This is a genomic window from Streptomyces sp. NPDC003379 (assembly GCF_053589195.1).
The window spans coordinates 215,905-231,378 of the sequence record NZ_JBSFRK010000001.1 but is presented as its reverse complement, the minus strand read 5'-3'; the positions used below and the strand labels follow the sequence as shown (position 1 = coordinate 231,378).

Sequence of the window (15,474 nt, the reverse complement as noted above, 5' to 3'; positions counted from 1 at the left end):
GGGCGTACGCGCGTCAGTCGAGGGTGTGGTGGGTCAGGACGTGGTCGGCGGTCTGGTGGAGGGGCTGGTTGTGGCGGAAGGCGTGGGCGCGCATACGGGCCAGGGCGTCGTCCGGGGGAAGCTGGTACGTCTCGGCGAGGATGCCGGCGGCCATGTGGACGCTGGGCGGGTAGCCCTGCGGACCGGCCCGTGGCGGGCGGTGCTCGGCGGTGAGCAGGTGGGGGTGCTCGTCGAGGGCCAGCAGGGCCAGGATGCGGGCGTAGGCGCGGCCCAGGGACTTCTGCCGGTCGGTGAGGAGGCCGGGCGTCGTGCGGTAGAGGTCCATGGCGCCGATGCGCAGCTGGCCGGTGGCCAGGGGGAGAGCTGCCACGGAGCGCATCAGCTGCTCGGCGGCGGCCTGGGTGAAGGCGGGCCACCGGGCGAACGCCTGGTCCAGGTCCGCCTCCTCCACCAGGGTGTGCTGCACGAAGGCGTCGGTGCAGGGCCCCTCCCCGGTGGTGAGCTGGGCGTCCTCCAGGCGCCGGGCGCGCTCGTCGGTGGCGTGGCCAAGGAGGCGCAGTTCACCGGAGACGACCAGGGTCACGCCGAGGCAGTCGGCCTCCAGGTCCGAGGCGCAGGCCCGGCAGGCCGAGGCGAGGCTGATGCCGCCCTCGGAGGCGCCGATCCGTAGCCAGGCGGCGGCGTGGTCGTCATCCATGGGGTGTCCCAACGAGAGGTCGCGGGAAGGGGTGGCTGAGGGGCGGTGGGTGGTCAGGGGCGTGCTATGGCGTCGGTGTCGAGGTGTCCGTCGATGATCTGGCGGCACAGCCAGGTCAGACCCAGCTGGTGGGCGCGGGCGTGGCGGCGCAGCGCGTCGAAGGCGTCGTCGACGCCGGTGCTCCAGCGTTCGGCGAGTATGCCTTTGGCCTGCTCGATGACGACGCGGCTGATCAGGGCCGCGTGCATCTGGGCGCGCTGCTGGTTGGCGTGGGTGAGGGTGCGGTGCTGCAGGATGGCGATGGTCGCCACGTCCGCCAGCGCCTGCGCGACCCGCGCGTCGGCGGGGGAGAGGTCCTGCGAGCGGGTGTCGAAGAGGTTCAGCGCGCCGATGACCTCTTCGCGCAGGCGAATCGGCAGCGCGTGGGTGACGAGGAAACCGGCCTGGCGGGCGCGGGCCGCGAAGACCGGGAAGGCGCTGGTGGCCACCGGCGAGGTCAGGTCGATGTTCAGCCGCACGGTGCCGCTCTTGTGGGTCTCCACGCACGGGCCCTGGTCGTGCTGGAGTGCGAAGAGCTCCAGCAGGCGGGTGTGCTCGTCGGAGGCGGCGATCAGCTGCAGTCTGCCGCCGGGATCCTCGAGCATGACGCCCACCGCCGACACGTCGAGCAACTCCGTGCAGCGATCGCAGAGCGTGTGCAGGAAGTCGATCAGGTCGAAATCGTCGACGAGCGTGTCGACCGCGTCGATGACGGCCGCCAGCAGGCGTTCTTCTCGAGTCATGCCCTTCAGTCCCTCCGCCGGCCAGAAGCGCCCGGCTCGTCTCCATCATCATGGCGAAAATGCACCCGACGGGCTACCACGTCCTCTGCGACCTCGATCAACGGCCTTCCATGGCGGAAGGCGTGGGCCCGCAGCCGGATCAGCGACTCGGCCAGGGAGACGCCGGCCTGCACACTGATCATCCCGGTGGCCTGGTGCACGGCGGCACGGTAGAAGTGCGACCCGTCCTCCGCGGCGGCGAAGGCCTCCCACTGTCCACCGTCCCGCACGAGCGCGGCGGTCAGCGCGCGCGTGACGATCCACGCGTCGGCCAGGGACAGCTCCTCCAGCGGGCCGGGCCTCGCCCGCTGCAGGGTCATGGTGCCCAGACAGGCCGTGCCGACCAGCAGCGGCAGACAGAACACGGCCCCGATCCCCAGCGCGAGCGCCTCGGGCAGCAGGGTCGGCCACCGGTCGACGGGCTCGGCCGCCAGGTCGGGCACCGAGACGGCCGTGGCCGAAACGGCGACCTCCGGGCCCGGGCCCTGCCCCAGGGTGAACTGCAGGTCCTCCAGCCGGGTGCTGACACCCGGGGTGGACCACAGCAGCTCATTGAGGCCGCCGGCGACCGTGACGGACACGGCCACGCCGTCGACCCCGAGCGCACGGGCGCACCGGGCCGCGTCCGCGCCGACCGGGCCGACGCTGTCGGGCGCCGGGCGCAGGCTCGCCAGCACGGCGGCGAGGTCGCCCTTGGAGACCACGGCCCGTCACCTCCTGCCTGGCCGAATTCGCCTGGGAAATGGCCTACCCAGTCTATGACGCCTGATTTCATCGCGGGCATCTGCCATTGCGGGGCGGTGTCAGGAGCGTAGGGTGGAAGCAACTGCCCGTACTCGCACAGACGGTTCTGTCTCGCACGGCAACCCTGACATTGGCTTCCGATCAAGGGCAGCATCGGCGGTTGAGTGCCAAAGATCGGAAGCACACCATGCGCACACTCATTGGTGCGTGCTCTCGTGCCGCACCCGTCTTCCTGTCCCCATGACCGCCGCCCGGGCGGCAGCCGTCGAACTCGCCGCCCTCCATCTCGACCGCCCCGACCCGGCCGGCAGCCTCGCGCGCGCGTGCCGGACAGAGCTGAGCCGGGCCTGTTCGGTGGGTCTGACGCTGGCGGCGGACGCCGCGCTGGCGCAGCGCGTCTCCCTGGCCGCCGAGGGCCCGCTGGCCGCCCGGGGGGAAGCCCTCCAGGTGAACCTCGGTGAAGGACCCTGTGTCCAGGCCCTGAGCCGCCTCGTGCCGGTCCTCGCCCCCGACCTCGACGACGCGGACGTCGCCGGAGCCTGGCCCGTCTACGCCGCGGAGGGCCGCGCCCACGGCATCCGGGCCGTCTTCGCGCTCCCCGCGGTCCCCGCCGGCCACACCCTGCCCCAGCCGGGGCTCGCGCTGTGCCTCTACCGCGACCGGCCGGGGATGCTGCCCGAAGCGGACCTGGACATCGGCCGCACTTACGTACGCGCCGCCGAGCTGCTGCTCCTGGCCGTGCCCGCCCCCGGCGAGGACGACGCCGCCGACGCCTGGCTCCTGCCCGTCGATGCCGTCGTCCACCAGGCCACCGGCATGATCAGCCACCGCCACGCCCTCACCACCGGCCAGGCGCTGGCCCTGCTGCGCTCCCATGCCCATGCCCGCGACAGCGACCTGACCGACCTCTCCCACGCCATCGTCCACCACGGGCTGCGACTGCCCGAGCCTCCCCCGTCGGACTCCGCCGGGCTTTGAGGCAGGGGCCTGAGGCCGGGGCCGGGCCACCACAGCTCACGGCCGCCGCTGAGTCGCTCGAAGCAGCGGCGGCCGATCGGGCGCGGGGGGCAGGGCTTCTCCGTCCCCCTCGCGTCGCCGTCCTCATGACCCGGGGGCGCGGGAGTTGCCCCGGGCCGGGCTGAGGACGCGTGGGCCGGGGCCGCGTTCGCCGCGGAGCGTCGCCCCGGTCGCCTGGGTCCTGATCTCGACGCGAGCCCGGGGACTGGGGGCCGGGGCACGGACTAGTGCCCCTCTGGCCAAGAACTGTAGGCCCGGGGAGCCGGGGCCGGAGCACCGAAAACTGGCCTACTTGGCGCGCCGCCGATGCCGTGCGGGACAGGGAGGGCGGCTTCAAGGGCGTACGGTCCGTGGGCCCACGCACTCGGCGCCCGACTCCGCGACCCTGCGGCGCAGTTCACGGTCGGCCGTGACCACCACGCACGGCCGGCCCGCCGCCTCGGCGGCCACCTCCACGATGCGGTCGTCGCCACTGCCGGGCGCGCTCTCGACACGTACGCCGGGCACCGGATCGACGCCTCTCGCGGCCCCCTCGACGACGAGGACCATGTCCAGCGGCCCCGGATGCCCCGGGATGCCTTCCTCGGCGTACGCGACGAGCCGGTCGCGCAGCCGCTCGGCGGCCCCGCGGCGGTCGTGCCACCAGCCGTCCGGCACGGAACCGACGACGTTCGCGGCGTCGACGACGACAAGAGTTCTCATACGGCAAACGTAAACTAATGGGCAGAACGCTGTGCGCACGTGAACGTGGAAGGGTTGCCGCCGAGTCATGCCGTCGAGGACGAGGTACGTCAGCACCGGTGCCCCGGAGACCGCCCGCTGGCTGCTGCGCGGCAGCGGCGGCCGGCTCACCGCGTACGCCCGTACCGAAGGCGGGCTGCTGCGCTGGACGGAGAGCGCGCCCGGCGGCCCCGACTGGACGGGCCCCGACTTCTTCGAGGCGCCCGACCTGACGTATCTGACGCTGGCTCAGGGCGCCGACGGATACGTGCACTTCGTGGGCCGCCGTGAGCGGCGTGAAGCCGACGGCGAGGGCGTCGTCGACCTCGTGCACTCCATCCAGTACCAGACGGGGCGGCCGCTCATGGACTGGCGCTCGCTCGGCAACCCGCACACCAAGGCCGTCGAGCGCGCGCCGCACCTCGGCGCGCCCGCCGCCGCCGTGGACGCCGCGGGCACGGTCCACGTCTTCGTGCGGGACGCCGTGAACAGCGTACGGATGCGGCGTGAGGGCAAGGGCGGCAAGTGGGAGGGCTGGAAGGACTTCAAGGTCCGCGCGGCCCTGGACGGCATCGTCGCCCTCGCCACCAGCGGCGGCCGCGTGGAGGTCCTCGCGCCCGGCGCCGAGGCGACGCTGCGCTGGGCCCAGGAGAAGCAGGGCGGCGAGCTGCTGCGCGCGGACGACATCCCGCTCGCCCCGGCCCCCGGCTCGGGCGCCGCCCTGGAGACCGCTCCCGACCGTCTCACGTACTACGCCGCCGATGTCCTCGGCGGCGGCATGCTCGCCCACCGTCCGGCGGACGCCGGTCCCGCGACCGTGGTCCCGCTCGGCGGAGCCCCCGGTACAGGGCCCACGGCGGTCCTGCGGACGACCATAGACGGCCATGACTGCACGGTCCTCGCGCACCGCGCGAAGACCGGCCGCCCCGCGCTCGCCGCGTTCCCCACGGAGGACGAGGGCGCGGGCCTGTGGTGGGCCGAGACCGGCGAACGGTGCCTGGGCGCACCGGCGCTGGCGCTGGACGCGCGGGGCCGCGTCGTCATGGCGGCGATCGGCCTCGACGGCACGCTGCGTCTCGCCCGCCAGAAGGCGGAGCCGGGCCTCGCGCTGGAGGCGTGGGCCCGGGTGTGAACAGACGGGTGTGATCAGACGGGTGTGAACAGCCGGACGTGAACAGACGACGGTGGGCCGTACGGGTCGACTCCCGTACGGCCCACCGTCGTTGCCGTGCGCGTTACGCCGGGACGCTCGCCACGCCCTGCGCCAGGAACCGCTTGCCGTTCACCCGCTCGCTGACGCCCTCACGGTCCAGGTACGGCGTGATGCCGCCCAGGTGGAAGGGCCAGCCCGCGCCGGTGATCAGGCAGAGGTCGATGTCCTGGGCCTCGGCGACGACGCCCTCGTCGAGCATGAGCCCGATCTCCTGCGCCACCGAGTCGAGGACGCGGTCCCGCACCTGCTCCTCGGTCAGGACGACATCGCCCTGCTGGAGGAGAGCGGCGACCTCGGGGTCCAGCTCCGGCTTGCCGGAGTCGTAGACGTAGAAGCCGCGCTTGCCCGCCTTGACGACGGCCGCGAGGTTCGGGGAGACCGTGAAGCGCTCCGGGAAGGCGCGGTTGAGCGTCTCCGAGACGTGCAGACCGATGGCCGGGCCGACCAGCTCCAGGAGCACCAGCGGCGACATCGGCAGACCGAGCGGCTCGATGGCCTTCTCGGCGACCGCGACCGGGGTGCCCTCGTCGATGACGTTCTGGATCTCGCCCATGAAGCGGGTGAGGATGCGGTTCACGACGAACGCCGGGGCGTCCTTCACGAGCACCGCGGTCTTCTTCAGCTTCTTGGCGACACCGAACGCCGTGGCCAGCGAGGCGTCGTCGGTCCGCTCGCCGCGCACGATCTCCAGGAGCGGCAGGATCGCGACCGGGTTGAAGAAGTGGAAGCCGACGACCCGCTCGGGGTGCTTCAGCTTCGACGCCATCTCGGTGACCGACAGCGACGAGGTGTTCGTGGCGAGGATGGCGTGCGCCGGGGCGACGGCCTCGACCTCGGCGAACACCTGCTGCTTGACGCCGATCTCCTCGAAGACCGCCTCGATGATGAAGTCGGCGTCGGAGAAGCCCTCGGCCTTGTCCAGGACACCGCTCACCAGCGCCTTGAGGCGGTTGGCCTTGTCCTGGTTGATGCGGCCCTTGCCGAGCAGCTTGTCGATCTCGGCCTGGACGTAGCCCACACCCTTGTCGACGCGCTCCTGGTCGATGTCGGTCAGCACGACCGGCACCTCCAGGCGGCGCAGGAAGAGCAGGGCGAGCTGCGAGGCCATCAGACCGGCGCCGACGACGCCGACCTTGGTGACCGGGCGCGCCAGGTTCTTGTCCGGGGCGCCGGCCGGCCGCTTGCCGCGCTTCTGCACGAGGTTGAACGAGTAGATGCCCGCGCGCAGTTCACCGCCCATGATGAGGTCGGCGAGCGCCTTGTCCTCGGCGTCGAAGCCCTTCTGGAGGTCACCGTCCTTGGCGGCCTCGATGATCTCCAGGGCGCGGTAGGCGGCCGGAGCGGCGCCGTGCACCTTGGAGTCGGCGATGGCACGGCCGCGGGCGACGGCGGCGTCCCAGCCCTCGCCGCGGTCGATCTCGGGACGCACGACCTCGACCGAGCCGGTCAGGACGGAGGCCGTCCAGATCAGCGACTGCTCCAGGAAGTCGGCGCCCTCGAAGAGGGCGTCGGCGATGCCGAGCTCGAAGACCTGCTTGCCCTTGAGCTGACGGTTCTGGTTGAGCGAGTTCTCGATGATGACCGAGACGGCCTTGTCGGCGCCGATCAGGTTCGGGAGCAGCGCGCAGCCGCCCCAGCCCGGGACCAGGCCGAGGAAGACCTCGGGCAGCGAGAAGGCGGGCAGCGCCTTGGAGACGGTGCGGTAGGAGCAGTGCAGACCGACCTCGACGCCACCGCCCATCGCGGCGCCGTTGTAGTACGCGAAGGTCGGCACGGCGAGCCCGGAGAGCCGCTTGAAGACCTCGTGGCCGCCCTTGCCGATGGCGAGCGCGTCCTCGTGGCGCTTCAGCAGCTCGACGCCCTTGAGGTCGGCGCCGACGGCGAAGATGAACGGCTTGCCGGTGATGCCGGCACCGACGATGCTGCCCTCGGCCGCCTCCTTCTCGACCTGGTCGATCGCCGTGTTCAGGTTGGCGAGGGACTGCGGCCCGAAGGTGGTCGGCTTGGTGTGGTCGAAGCCGTTGTCGAGGGTGATGAGCGCGAAGCGGCCCGCACCCTGGGGGAGGTCGAGGTGGCGTACGTGCGCCTGCGTGACGACCTCGTCGGGGAACAGCTCGGCTGCACCCTTCAGAAGCTCAGTGGTCGTGGTGCTCACTTGTCGCCTCCGGCGTCCTTGTGGTTCGGGTTCTCCCAGATGACCGTCGCGCCCATGCCGAAGCCGACGCACATGGTCGTGAGGCCGTAGCGCACCTCGGGCTGCTCCTCGAACTGCCGCGCCAGCTGCGTCATCAGGCGTACGCCGGAGGAGGCGAGCGGGTGGCCGTACGCGATGGCGCCGCCGTACTGGTTGACGCGCGTGTCGTCGTCCGCGATGCCGTAGTGCTCCAGGAAGGCGAGCACCTGCACGGCGAACGCCTCGTTGATCTCGAAGAGACCGATGTCGGAGATGGACAGGCCCGCCTGGGCGAGCGCCTTCTCCGTGGCCGGGATCGGGCCGTAGCCCATGACCTCCGGCTCGACGCCCGCGAAGGAGTACGAGACGAGGCGCATCTTGACGGGGAGGTTGTTCTCCCGCGCGAACTCCTCGGAGGCGATGAGGGAGGCGGTGGCGCCGTCGTTGAGGCCCGCGGCGTTGCCCGCCGTGACGCGGCCGTGCGTACGGAACGGCGTCTTCAGCCCGGCGAGGTTCTCCAGGGTGGTGCCCGGACGCATCGGCTCGTCGGCGGTGGCGAGGCCCCAGCCGGTCTCACCGGCCTCTTCGTTGGTACGGCGTACGGAGACCGGCACCAGGTCCGCCTGGATCTTGCCGTCGGCGTACGCCTTGGCGGCCTTCTCCTGCGAGCGCACGGCGTACTCGTCGGCGCGCCGCTTGGTGATGCTCGGGTAGCGGTCGTGCAGGTTCTCGGCGGTCATGCCCATGAAGAGGGCGGACTCGTCGACCAGCTTCTCGCTGACGAAGCGGGGGTTCGGGTCGACGCCCTCGCCCATGGGGTGGCGGCCCATGTGCTCGACGCCACCGGCGATGGCGATGTCGTACGCACCGAAGGCGACGCTGCCCGCGACCGAGGTCACGGCGGTCAGGGCACCGGCGCACATCCGGTCGATGGAGTAGCCGGGCACGGACTGCGGGAGCCCGGCGAGGATGCCGGCGGTGCGGCCGATCGTCAGGCCCTGGTCGCCGATCTGCGTGGTCGCGGCGATGGCGACCTCGTCGATCTTGGCGGGGTCGAGGTCCGGGTTGCGGCGCAGCAGCTCCCGGATGGCCTTCACGATGAGGTCATCGGCACGGGTCTCGTGGTAGATGCCCTTCGGACCCGCCTTGCCGAACGGGGTGCGGACGCCGTCCACGAAGACGACGTCCCTGACGGTACGAGGCACGATGGCTCTCCTCCAGGGTGCGGGTGCGCCACGCCTGCGGCGCGCTTCCGGGGTCCATGCTACTTGTCGGTAACTAGGCTGCCCAGTCCTGGCTCGGGGAGGCGAAGGTCACACTTGCCTGGCGGCGGGCCTTGGCGGGGTTTTCTGGGCCCGGGCCGGCCTCGCCCCTGTGCCGCCCTGTCGGCCGGTGGGGGTGGCCCTGTACCGCCGCTCCGCGGCGGATCTCCCCCACCCACCCGCCCGTTTGCCCTGCACCAGCCCCGCAACGCAACCACCCGTCCGCCCCTCGATGCGGGGTGAACGGGTGGGTGGGTGGGAAACCTCCGCCGCGGAGCGGCGGCACAGGGGGCGACGGGCCGGGGTCAGGACAGAGCCGTGACCAGGGCCGGGGTGACCTGGGTGATCTGCCAGTGGCGTGCGCCGTGGGTCGCGAGGGCCGTGGATACGGAGTCCGCGTCCACCTGAGCCGGAGGCTCCCAGCAGACGCGACGGACCGTGTCCGGAGTGATCAGGTTCTCCTGGGGCATGTTCAGCTGCTCGGCGAGCGAGGAGATGGCCGCCCGCGCCGCGGAGAGCCGCGCCGCGGCCGCGGGGTCACGGTCCGCCCAGGAGCGGGGCGGCGGCGGCCCGCTCACCGTCTGTCCGGGCTGCGGAAGCTCGGAGTCGGGCAGCGCCTTGGCGCGGTCCACCGCGGTCTGCCACTGCTCCAGCTGGCGCCGCCCCATGCGGTGCCCGAACCCGGGGAGAGCGGCGAGCGCGTGCACGTTCGGCGGCAGGGCGAGCGCCGCCTCGACGATCGCGCCGTCGCTGAGCACCTTGCCGGGGGAGACGTCGCGCCGCTGCGCGACCTGGTCGCGGGCGGTCCACAGCTCCCGTACGACCGCCATCTGCCGGCGCCGCCGCACCTTGTGCATGCCGGACGTCCGGCGCCAGGGGTCCTTGCGGGGCGGCGCGGGCGGCGCGGAGGCGATGGCGTCGAACTCCTCGCGGGCCCACTCCAGCTTGCCCTGGCGGTCGAGCTCCTTCTCCAGGGCGTCGCGCAGGTCGACGAGGAGCTCGACGTCGAGCGCCGCGTACCGGAGCCAGGGCTCGGGCAGCGGCCGCGTCGACCAGTCGACGGCGGAGTGCCCCTTCTCCAGTACGAAGCCGAGTACGCCCTCGACCATCGCGCCGAGCCCCACCCGCGGGAACCCGGCGAGCCGCCCCGCCAGCTCCGTGTCGAAGATCCGCGACGGCACCATGCCTATTTCGCGCAGGCACGGCAGGTCCTGGGTGGCCGCGTGCAGCACCCACTCCGTGTCGCCGAGGGCCTCGCCGAGAGCGGAGAGGTCGGGGCAGGCGACGGGGTCGATGAGCGCGGAGCCCGCGCCCTCGCGGCGGAGCTGGACGAGATAGGCGCGCTGGCCGTACCGGTAGCCGGACGCGCGTTCGGCGTCGACGGCCACGGGGCCGGTGCCGCGGGCGTAGGCGGCGATCATCGCGGCGAGGGACTCCTCGTCGGCGATCACCGGCGGAATGCCGTCGCGCGGCTCGAGCAAGGGGGTCGGCGCCGTTTCGACGTCGTCCGGAGGGGCGCCTCCGGTGGTTCGCAGTGAGCTGTCTGCTGCGGTCTCTTGGGCGTCGGTCACCTGTCAAGGGTATCTGTGTATGCGCGGCACCCGTCGACGGAACGTTCCGTCGACGGGCGGGGGAGGGTTGTAAATCAGTCAGTGGATGATTCCGGTGCGCAGCGCCACCGCCACCATCCCGGCCCGGTCACCCGTGCCGAGCTTGCGCGCGATCCGGGCGAGGTGGCTCTTCACGGTCAGGGCGGACAGGCCCATGGAGACGCCGATGGCCTTGTTGGACTGGCCTTCGGCGACGAGCCGGAGCACCTCGACCTCGCGGCCGGACAGCTCGCGGTAGCCGCCGGGGTGGCTCGGGGCGCCCGGCGGGCGGCGGTGCATTCGGGCGGCGGCCGAACCGATGGGAGCGGCGCCGGGGCGGGTGGGGAGTCCGACGTTCGTACGCGTGCCGGTGACGACGTAGCCCTTGACGCCGCCCGCGAGGGCGTTGCGCACGGCACCGATGTCGTCGGCGGCGGAGAGGGCGAGGCCGTTGGGCCAGCCTGCCGCGCGGGTCTCGGAGAGAAGCGTCAGGCCGGAGCCGTCGGGGAGGTGGACGTCTGCGACGCAGATGTCACGGGGGTTGCCGATGCGGGGACGAGCCTCCGCGATGGACGAGGCTTCGATGACGTCACGTACGCCGAGCGCCCACAGATGGCGGGTGACGGTGGAACGGACGCGGGGGTCGGCCACGACGACCATGGCGGTCGGCTTGTTCGGGCGGTAGGCGACCAGGCTTGCGGGCTGCTCGAGGAGAACGGACACCAGGCCTCCTGGGGGGAGCGGGGAGGGGGGACGGGACCGGCTCGGGGATGAAGCCGGGACGAACCATGCTTTTCAAGGTCACAAACCTCTTCGGCAGCAAACCCGCCAGCCTTTAGGGAATGATCACGATTTGATGAGTGTCAATCGGGGCAATTAGGACACCCACTCGACCACCCGAAGACCATTCCGAACCCTCACCCTCCCGGGCGACACGAGAAAGCCCCGCGACAAGCCGCGGGGCGGACGGACGAGCGAGTGGGGCGGGCAGCCGTCAAGGCGAGAGCGGGCCCCGCCGCTGGGGCAGGGACACCACGGACCCGTCCCCGGCGCCGGACCCGACCGGCGGCAGCCCGGCCACCTGGCAGAGCAGCTCACACCACGCGCCCAGATGCTCCCCCGTGTCCGGAACCCCGTCGCTCCCCTCCCGAGGCGTCCAGGAGGCCCGGATCTCGATCTGGGACGCGGGCGGCCGCTCCGCGAGCCCCCCGAAGTAGTGCGACCCCGCACGGGTCACCGTGCCGCTCGCCTCCCCCACCGAGAGCCCGCGCGCTTGCAGCGCCCCGGTCAGCCACGACCAGCACACCTCCGGCAGCAGCGGATCCGCCGCCATCTCCGGCTCAAGCTCCGCCCGTACGAGCGTGACGAGCCGGAAGGTGCCCTGCCAGGCGTCGTGCCCCGCCGGATCGTGGAGCAGCACGAGCCGCCCGTCGGCGAGGTCCTCCTCGCCGTCCACGACCGCCGCCTCCAGCGCGTACGCGTACGGCGCGAGGCGCTGCGGCGGCCGCGTCGGATCGATCTCGATCTCCGGCCGCAGCCGTGCCTCCCGCAGCGCCTCGACCGCCGCGCGGAAGGGCGGCGGAGCCGCATCCGCCACCTTCCCCTCCGAACCGTCCATCTCTCCAGCGCCGTCCGACCGTTGTTCCTGAGCCGCAGCCATGCGGGGAAGGTTAAGGGGAATGGCGCCTTCGCGCAGGGAGAGACACCCGTGAGGGGGTTCCCGGTCAACGTGCGAGACTTTCCGCGTGAGTGCCAACAACAGCCAGAGCCCCAAGGGCCGGCAGAACGCAGCGACGTACGACTCCGCCTTCATGAAGGCGTGCAGGCGCGAGGCCGTGCCGCACACGCCGGTCTGGTTCATGCGGCAGGCGGGGCGCTCACTGCCCGAGTACCGCAAGGTCCGCGAGGGCACCGCCATGCTGGAGTCCTGCATGCGGCCCGACCTCGTCACCGAGATCACGCTGCAGCCGGTGCGCCGCCACAACGTGGACGCCGCGATCTACTTCAGCGACATCGTCGTACCGCTGAAGGCGATCGGCGTCGACCTCGACATCAAGCCCGGCATCGGGCCCGTCGTCGAGAACCCCATCCGCTCGCGCGCCGACCTCGCGCAGCTGCGGGACCTCACGCCGGAGGACGTCCACTACGTCACCGAGGCGATCGGGATGCTGACGGGCGAGCTCGGCTCGACGCCGCTCATCGGGTTCGCGGGCGCGCCTTTCACCCTCGCGAGCTACCTCGTGGAGGGCGGCCCGAGCCGCAACCACGAGCACACCAAGGCGCTCATGTACGGCGACCCGCGGCTCTGGGCGGACCTGCTCGACCGGCTCGCGGAGATCACCGCCGCCTTCCTGAAGGTGCAGATCGAGGCGGGCGCGAGCGCCGTGCAGCTCTTCGACTCGTGGGTGGGCGCGCTCTCGCCCGCCGACTACCGGCGCTCGGTGATGCCCGCGTCGACGAAGGTGTTCGACGCGGTCGCCTCGTACGGCGTGCCGCGCATCCACTTCGGCGTCGGCACGGGCGAGCTGCTCGGGCTCATGGGCGAGGCCGGCGCCGATGTCGTCGGCGCCGACTGGCGGGTGCCGCTGGACGAGGCGGCGCGCCGCGTCGGGCCCGGCAAGGCGATCCAGGGCAACCTCGACCCGGCCGTCCTCTTCTCCACGCGCGAGGCCGTCGAGGCCAAGACGGACGAGGTGCTCGCCGCCGCGAGCGGCCTGGAGGGCCACATCTTCAACCTCGGCCACGGCGTCCTGCCGACCACGGACCCCGAGGCGCTGACCCGACTCGTGGAGTACGTCCACACGCGCACCGCTGTCTGAAGAATGTCCGAAAACGATCCCTGCCCGTCCGTCGTTCAGCTGGGGCAGGGCTCGCGCCACGCGTCCAGCTCCAGGCGCTTGCGCATGGAGGAGAAACCGAGGCGGCGCGTCTGCGGGCAGAACCTCTCGCGGGGCACGGCGTACTCCACGTGCAGCACCGCCTTTCCCGCCTGCACGAACGGTGTGAGCGAGGCGCACTCCTCGTACTGGGCGCACTCCTCGTTCACGGCGAAGTCGAAGTCGTCGACGAGCCGTGGGATCTGCGGGAGGTCGTTCTTCAGGCCGACGGACAGGCCGCGCTCGTGCGCGAGGCGGGCGACCATCCGGTTGAAGGCCAGCTGGTGGCGGGCCTTCAGTGGGAAGCCGGTGCGGTTGAGGTAGCCGTCGAGGAGGTCGGGTTCGATGGCGTCGAACCCCTTGCGGCGGCACATGTCGAACCGCTCCGCGAGGAGCGGGCGGAGCACATCGAGGCGCCGGATGTCGAGCCAGCGCTCCCCTTTCCAGCCGTTGGCCCGGCCCAGGACGGCGGCCGGGAAGTCGCCGCTGTCGGGGCGGAACGACTCCCAGGCGCCGGCATTGACGTAACAGATGACGCGGCGCCCCTCGCGGTGCAGCCGGGCCACGTCCGACGCGCGGTTCTCGAACCCGTCGATGTCGTACACCGGGACGTCCACACGCGGGTCTGCGCGGCCGTCGAGCTGCCACTGCCACGCGGTGCCGGGCCGGGGCCGCCAGCGCTCCGGGCCACCGCCGTCCCGCGCGGCCGAGGAGCAGCCGACGAGCAGCAGGACCACGCCGAGGAGCGCGACCGCGAAACGGCGGTACGTCATGGCCCGCTCCCGGGGTCGGGCAGGTGCGGCGGCCGCGTCCACGGATTGGGCCCGGCCCCCGGCACCGCGCAGTGCACCCCGGCGCCGCGCAGCACGGCGGTCCGCCCGGCGAGGCGGGCCAGCGCGGGCGGCACGCCGTAGACGAGGTGGCAGAAGCGGTCGGGGGAGTGCCGCCCCGTCCAGGACGGCGCGGTGAACGACCGCAGATACGTCGACCAGTGCCCCTCGAACGTGACGAGCAGGTCGGCGGCGCGGGCGTACCCGGGCGCCGGGTGCACGCCCGGGTTGAGCACCACCGTCCGCGCGCCCCGCTCCCGCGCCGAGCGGACCAGGCGCCGGCAGTGCCGCAGCTCGCGGCGGCCGGGGGAGACCTGGTCGAAGAAGCAGCCGTCCACCTCGTACCAGGCGCGGTGCTTGTCCACGTCGTCGGCGACGGCGTCCGGCGGGCGGCGGCCGTACGCCGTGTCGACGTACCCGAGGACCCGCGCCCCCGCCTCGCGCAGCGCCCGCGCCGCGTCGGTGAAGGCGGGGTCGGGGGCCGCGCCCGGGCCGTCGGCGGCGTTCAGGACGACGCCGTACAGCTGGGGCGCGGCCGCCACGAGCGTCCGCCAGGCCGCGGGGTCCGCGGCCGGATGGACGTACAGCGGGACCAGCAGGGTCATCGCGGGTCCCCGGTGGCGGGCGCCGGGTGCGGGGCGCCGTCGGAGGCCCAGAGCGCGCCCAGCGACTCCCGCAGGGAGAACCGCGGCCGCCAGCCCAGCTCCCACTCCGCCGCCGTGATGTCGGAGCACTGCCAGGACACCGCCGTCGAACGGCCCACCGGGCCGAGCGTCTCCTCGACGTCCCCGGTGAAGCCCGAGACGGCGACCAGACCCTGCGCCAGGTCGCGCACCGGCGCGGCCCGGCCGCCGCCGATGTTCAGCAGCCGCGGCAGCCGCCCCGGCAGGGCCAGCGCGAGCGCCACGGCCTGCGCCACGTCGCGTACGTCGACGAAGTCCCGGTGCGCGGACAGGTCACCGACGCGCACCGCGCCGTGCGGGGTCCGGGCGACGGCACGGGTCAGCTCGGCGGTGAGGCGGCCCGGCAGCCCGGCCGGGGAGGCTCCGGGGCCCACCGGGTTGGTGATCCGCAGCACGAGTGCGTCGAGCCGCGCGTCCAGGACGGTGAGGGTGCCGGCCAGCTTGGTGGCGCCGTACGGGGTGACCGGGCGGGCGGGGGAGTCCTCCGTGGTCCGCTCGCCGACGCCGCCGGGGCCGTACTCGGCCGCCGAGCCGAGGTGCACCAGGCGCGCGGTGGGCACCGCGTCCCGCAGGGCCTGGCAGAGGACCGCGGGGCCGCGGGAGTTGACCTCGGCGAGCGGCAGCGGGTTGCCGCCGACCGCGCCCGCGCAGTTGACCACGGCGTCGGGCGCGGCCCGCAGCAGCTGTTCGGCGAGCGCGTCGGGGGTGATGGTGGCGAGGTCGATCCGGTGGTCGTCGACGGGGGCACGGCCGCCGCGCAGCAACCGCACGCCCGGCAGGGCGCGCAGCCGCTCGGCGACGTGCCCGCCCAGGTATCCGGTGGAGCCCAGGACGAGTATGCGCACGGTC

The 15,474-nt window shown here is 72.9% G+C and carries 15 protein-coding genes; 3 read left to right on the top strand and 12 right to left on the bottom strand.

The genetic code is table 11. The annotated features are described in order from the left end of the window. Nucleotides 1–13: 13 nt before the first annotated feature. Genes ACWDVB_RS00980 through ACWDVB_RS00970 form a run of 3 tightly spaced genes read right to left on the bottom strand, consistent with a single transcriptional unit; the run spans nucleotide 14 to nucleotide 2,222 of the window. Complete coding sequence (locus tag ACWDVB_RS00980; RefSeq protein WP_451513412.1) at nucleotides 14–697, bottom strand: ANTAR domain-containing protein; 684 nt, start codon at nucleotides 695–697, stop codon at nucleotides 14–16. 53 nt (nucleotides 698–750) lie between these two features. Next, nucleotides 751–1,479 carry a GAF and ANTAR domain-containing protein gene (locus ACWDVB_RS00975; RefSeq protein WP_451513411.1) on the bottom strand — a complete coding sequence of 243 codons (729 nt, stop codon included), beginning with the start codon at nucleotides 1,477–1,479 and terminating at the stop codon, nucleotides 751–753. Nucleotides 1,480–1,484: 5 nt separating this feature from the next. Beyond that, a complete protein-coding gene (locus ACWDVB_RS00970) occupies nucleotides 1,485–2,222 on the bottom strand; it encodes a GAF and ANTAR domain-containing protein (protein ID WP_451513410.1) in 738 nt (245 codons plus the stop codon). Nucleotides 2,223–2,502: 280 nt separating this feature from the next. Between ACWDVB_RS00970 and ACWDVB_RS00965 the strand changes: the two genes are divergently transcribed. Continuing rightward, a complete protein-coding gene (locus tag ACWDVB_RS00965) occupies nucleotides 2,503–3,240 on the top strand; it encodes a GAF and ANTAR domain-containing protein (protein ID WP_451513409.1) in 738 nt (245 codons plus the stop codon). Nucleotides 3,241–3,612: 372 nt separating this feature from the next. On the opposite strand, the gene ACWDVB_RS00960 is transcribed toward ACWDVB_RS00965, so the two are convergent. Further along, nucleotides 3,613–3,981: an NTP pyrophosphohydrolase gene (locus ACWDVB_RS00960; protein WP_451513408.1), complete on the bottom strand. Its 369-nt coding sequence runs from the start codon at nucleotides 3,979–3,981 to the stop codon at nucleotides 3,613–3,615. Nucleotides 3,982–4,048: 67 nt separating this feature from the next. On the opposite strand from ACWDVB_RS00960, the gene ACWDVB_RS00955 reads away from it, so the two are divergent. Continuing rightward, nucleotides 4,049–5,131 (top strand): hypothetical protein, encoded by a 1,083-nt coding sequence (locus ACWDVB_RS00955; RefSeq protein ID WP_451513407.1) that lies wholly within the window; start codon nucleotides 4,049–4,051, stop codon nucleotides 5,129–5,131. A gap of 103 nt (nucleotides 5,132–5,234) precedes the next feature. Here the strand turns inward: ACWDVB_RS00955 and ACWDVB_RS00950 are convergent, their stop codons facing one another. The 5 genes from ACWDVB_RS00950 to ACWDVB_RS00930 all read right to left on the bottom strand — a co-directional run bounded on the left by ACWDVB_RS00950 (nucleotide 5,235) and on the right by ACWDVB_RS00930 (nucleotide 11,896). After that, nucleotides 5,235–7,367 (bottom strand): 3-hydroxyacyl-CoA dehydrogenase NAD-binding domain-containing protein, encoded by a 2,133-nt coding sequence (locus ACWDVB_RS00950; protein ID WP_451513406.1) that lies wholly within the window; start codon nucleotides 7,365–7,367, stop codon nucleotides 5,235–5,237. Further along, on the bottom strand, nucleotides 7,364–8,590 hold the full coding sequence (locus ACWDVB_RS00945) for a thiolase family protein (RefSeq protein ID WP_451513405.1): 1,227 nt from the start codon (nucleotides 8,588–8,590) through the stop codon (nucleotides 7,364–7,366). The genes ACWDVB_RS00950 and ACWDVB_RS00945 overlap by 4 nt, the downstream gene beginning before the upstream one ends. Before the next feature lie 362 nt (nucleotides 8,591–8,952). Continuing rightward, complete coding sequence (locus tag ACWDVB_RS00940) at nucleotides 8,953–10,218, bottom strand: ribonuclease D (RefSeq protein WP_451513404.1); 1,266 nt, start codon at nucleotides 10,216–10,218, stop codon at nucleotides 8,953–8,955. Nucleotides 10,219–10,296: 78 nt separating this feature from the next. Further along, nucleotides 10,297–10,959 (bottom strand): response regulator transcription factor, encoded by a 663-nt coding sequence (locus ACWDVB_RS00935; protein ID WP_030687574.1) that lies wholly within the window; start codon nucleotides 10,957–10,959, stop codon nucleotides 10,297–10,299. 271 nt (nucleotides 10,960–11,230) lie between these two features. Next, complete coding sequence (locus ACWDVB_RS00930) at nucleotides 11,231–11,896, bottom strand: DUF3000 domain-containing protein (protein WP_451513403.1); 666 nt, start codon at nucleotides 11,894–11,896, stop codon at nucleotides 11,231–11,233. Nucleotides 11,897–11,981: 85 nt separating this feature from the next. Between ACWDVB_RS00930 and hemE the strand changes: the two genes are divergently transcribed. Continuing rightward, nucleotides 11,982–13,055, top strand: coding sequence for a uroporphyrinogen decarboxylase (gene hemE / locus ACWDVB_RS00925; RefSeq protein ID WP_451513402.1), 1,074 nt, complete (start codon nucleotides 11,982–11,984; stop codon nucleotides 13,053–13,055). Nucleotides 13,056–13,090: 35 nt separating this feature from the next. Here hemE and ACWDVB_RS00920 read toward each other — a convergent pair whose 3' ends face one another. The 3 genes from ACWDVB_RS00920 to ACWDVB_RS00910 are packed head-to-tail and all read right to left on the bottom strand — an operon-like array spanning nucleotide 13,091 to nucleotide 15,470. Further along, on the bottom strand, nucleotides 13,091–13,885 hold the full coding sequence (locus ACWDVB_RS00920) for an endo alpha-1,4 polygalactosaminidase (protein ID WP_451513401.1): 795 nt from the start codon (nucleotides 13,883–13,885) through the stop codon (nucleotides 13,091–13,093). After that, the gene (locus ACWDVB_RS00915; RefSeq protein WP_451513400.1) at nucleotides 13,882–14,547 is read right to left on the bottom strand and encodes a spherulation-specific family 4 protein; all 666 of its coding nucleotides are present in this window, start codon (nucleotides 14,545–14,547) and stop codon (nucleotides 13,882–13,884) included. The genes ACWDVB_RS00920 and ACWDVB_RS00915 overlap by 4 nt, the downstream gene beginning before the upstream one ends. Then, on the bottom strand, nucleotides 14,544–15,470 hold the full coding sequence (locus tag ACWDVB_RS00910) for an NAD-dependent epimerase/dehydratase family protein (RefSeq protein ID WP_451513399.1): 927 nt from the start codon (nucleotides 15,468–15,470) through the stop codon (nucleotides 14,544–14,546). The genes ACWDVB_RS00915 and ACWDVB_RS00910 overlap by 4 nt, the downstream gene beginning before the upstream one ends. Nucleotides 15,471–15,474: the final 4 nt, after the last annotated feature.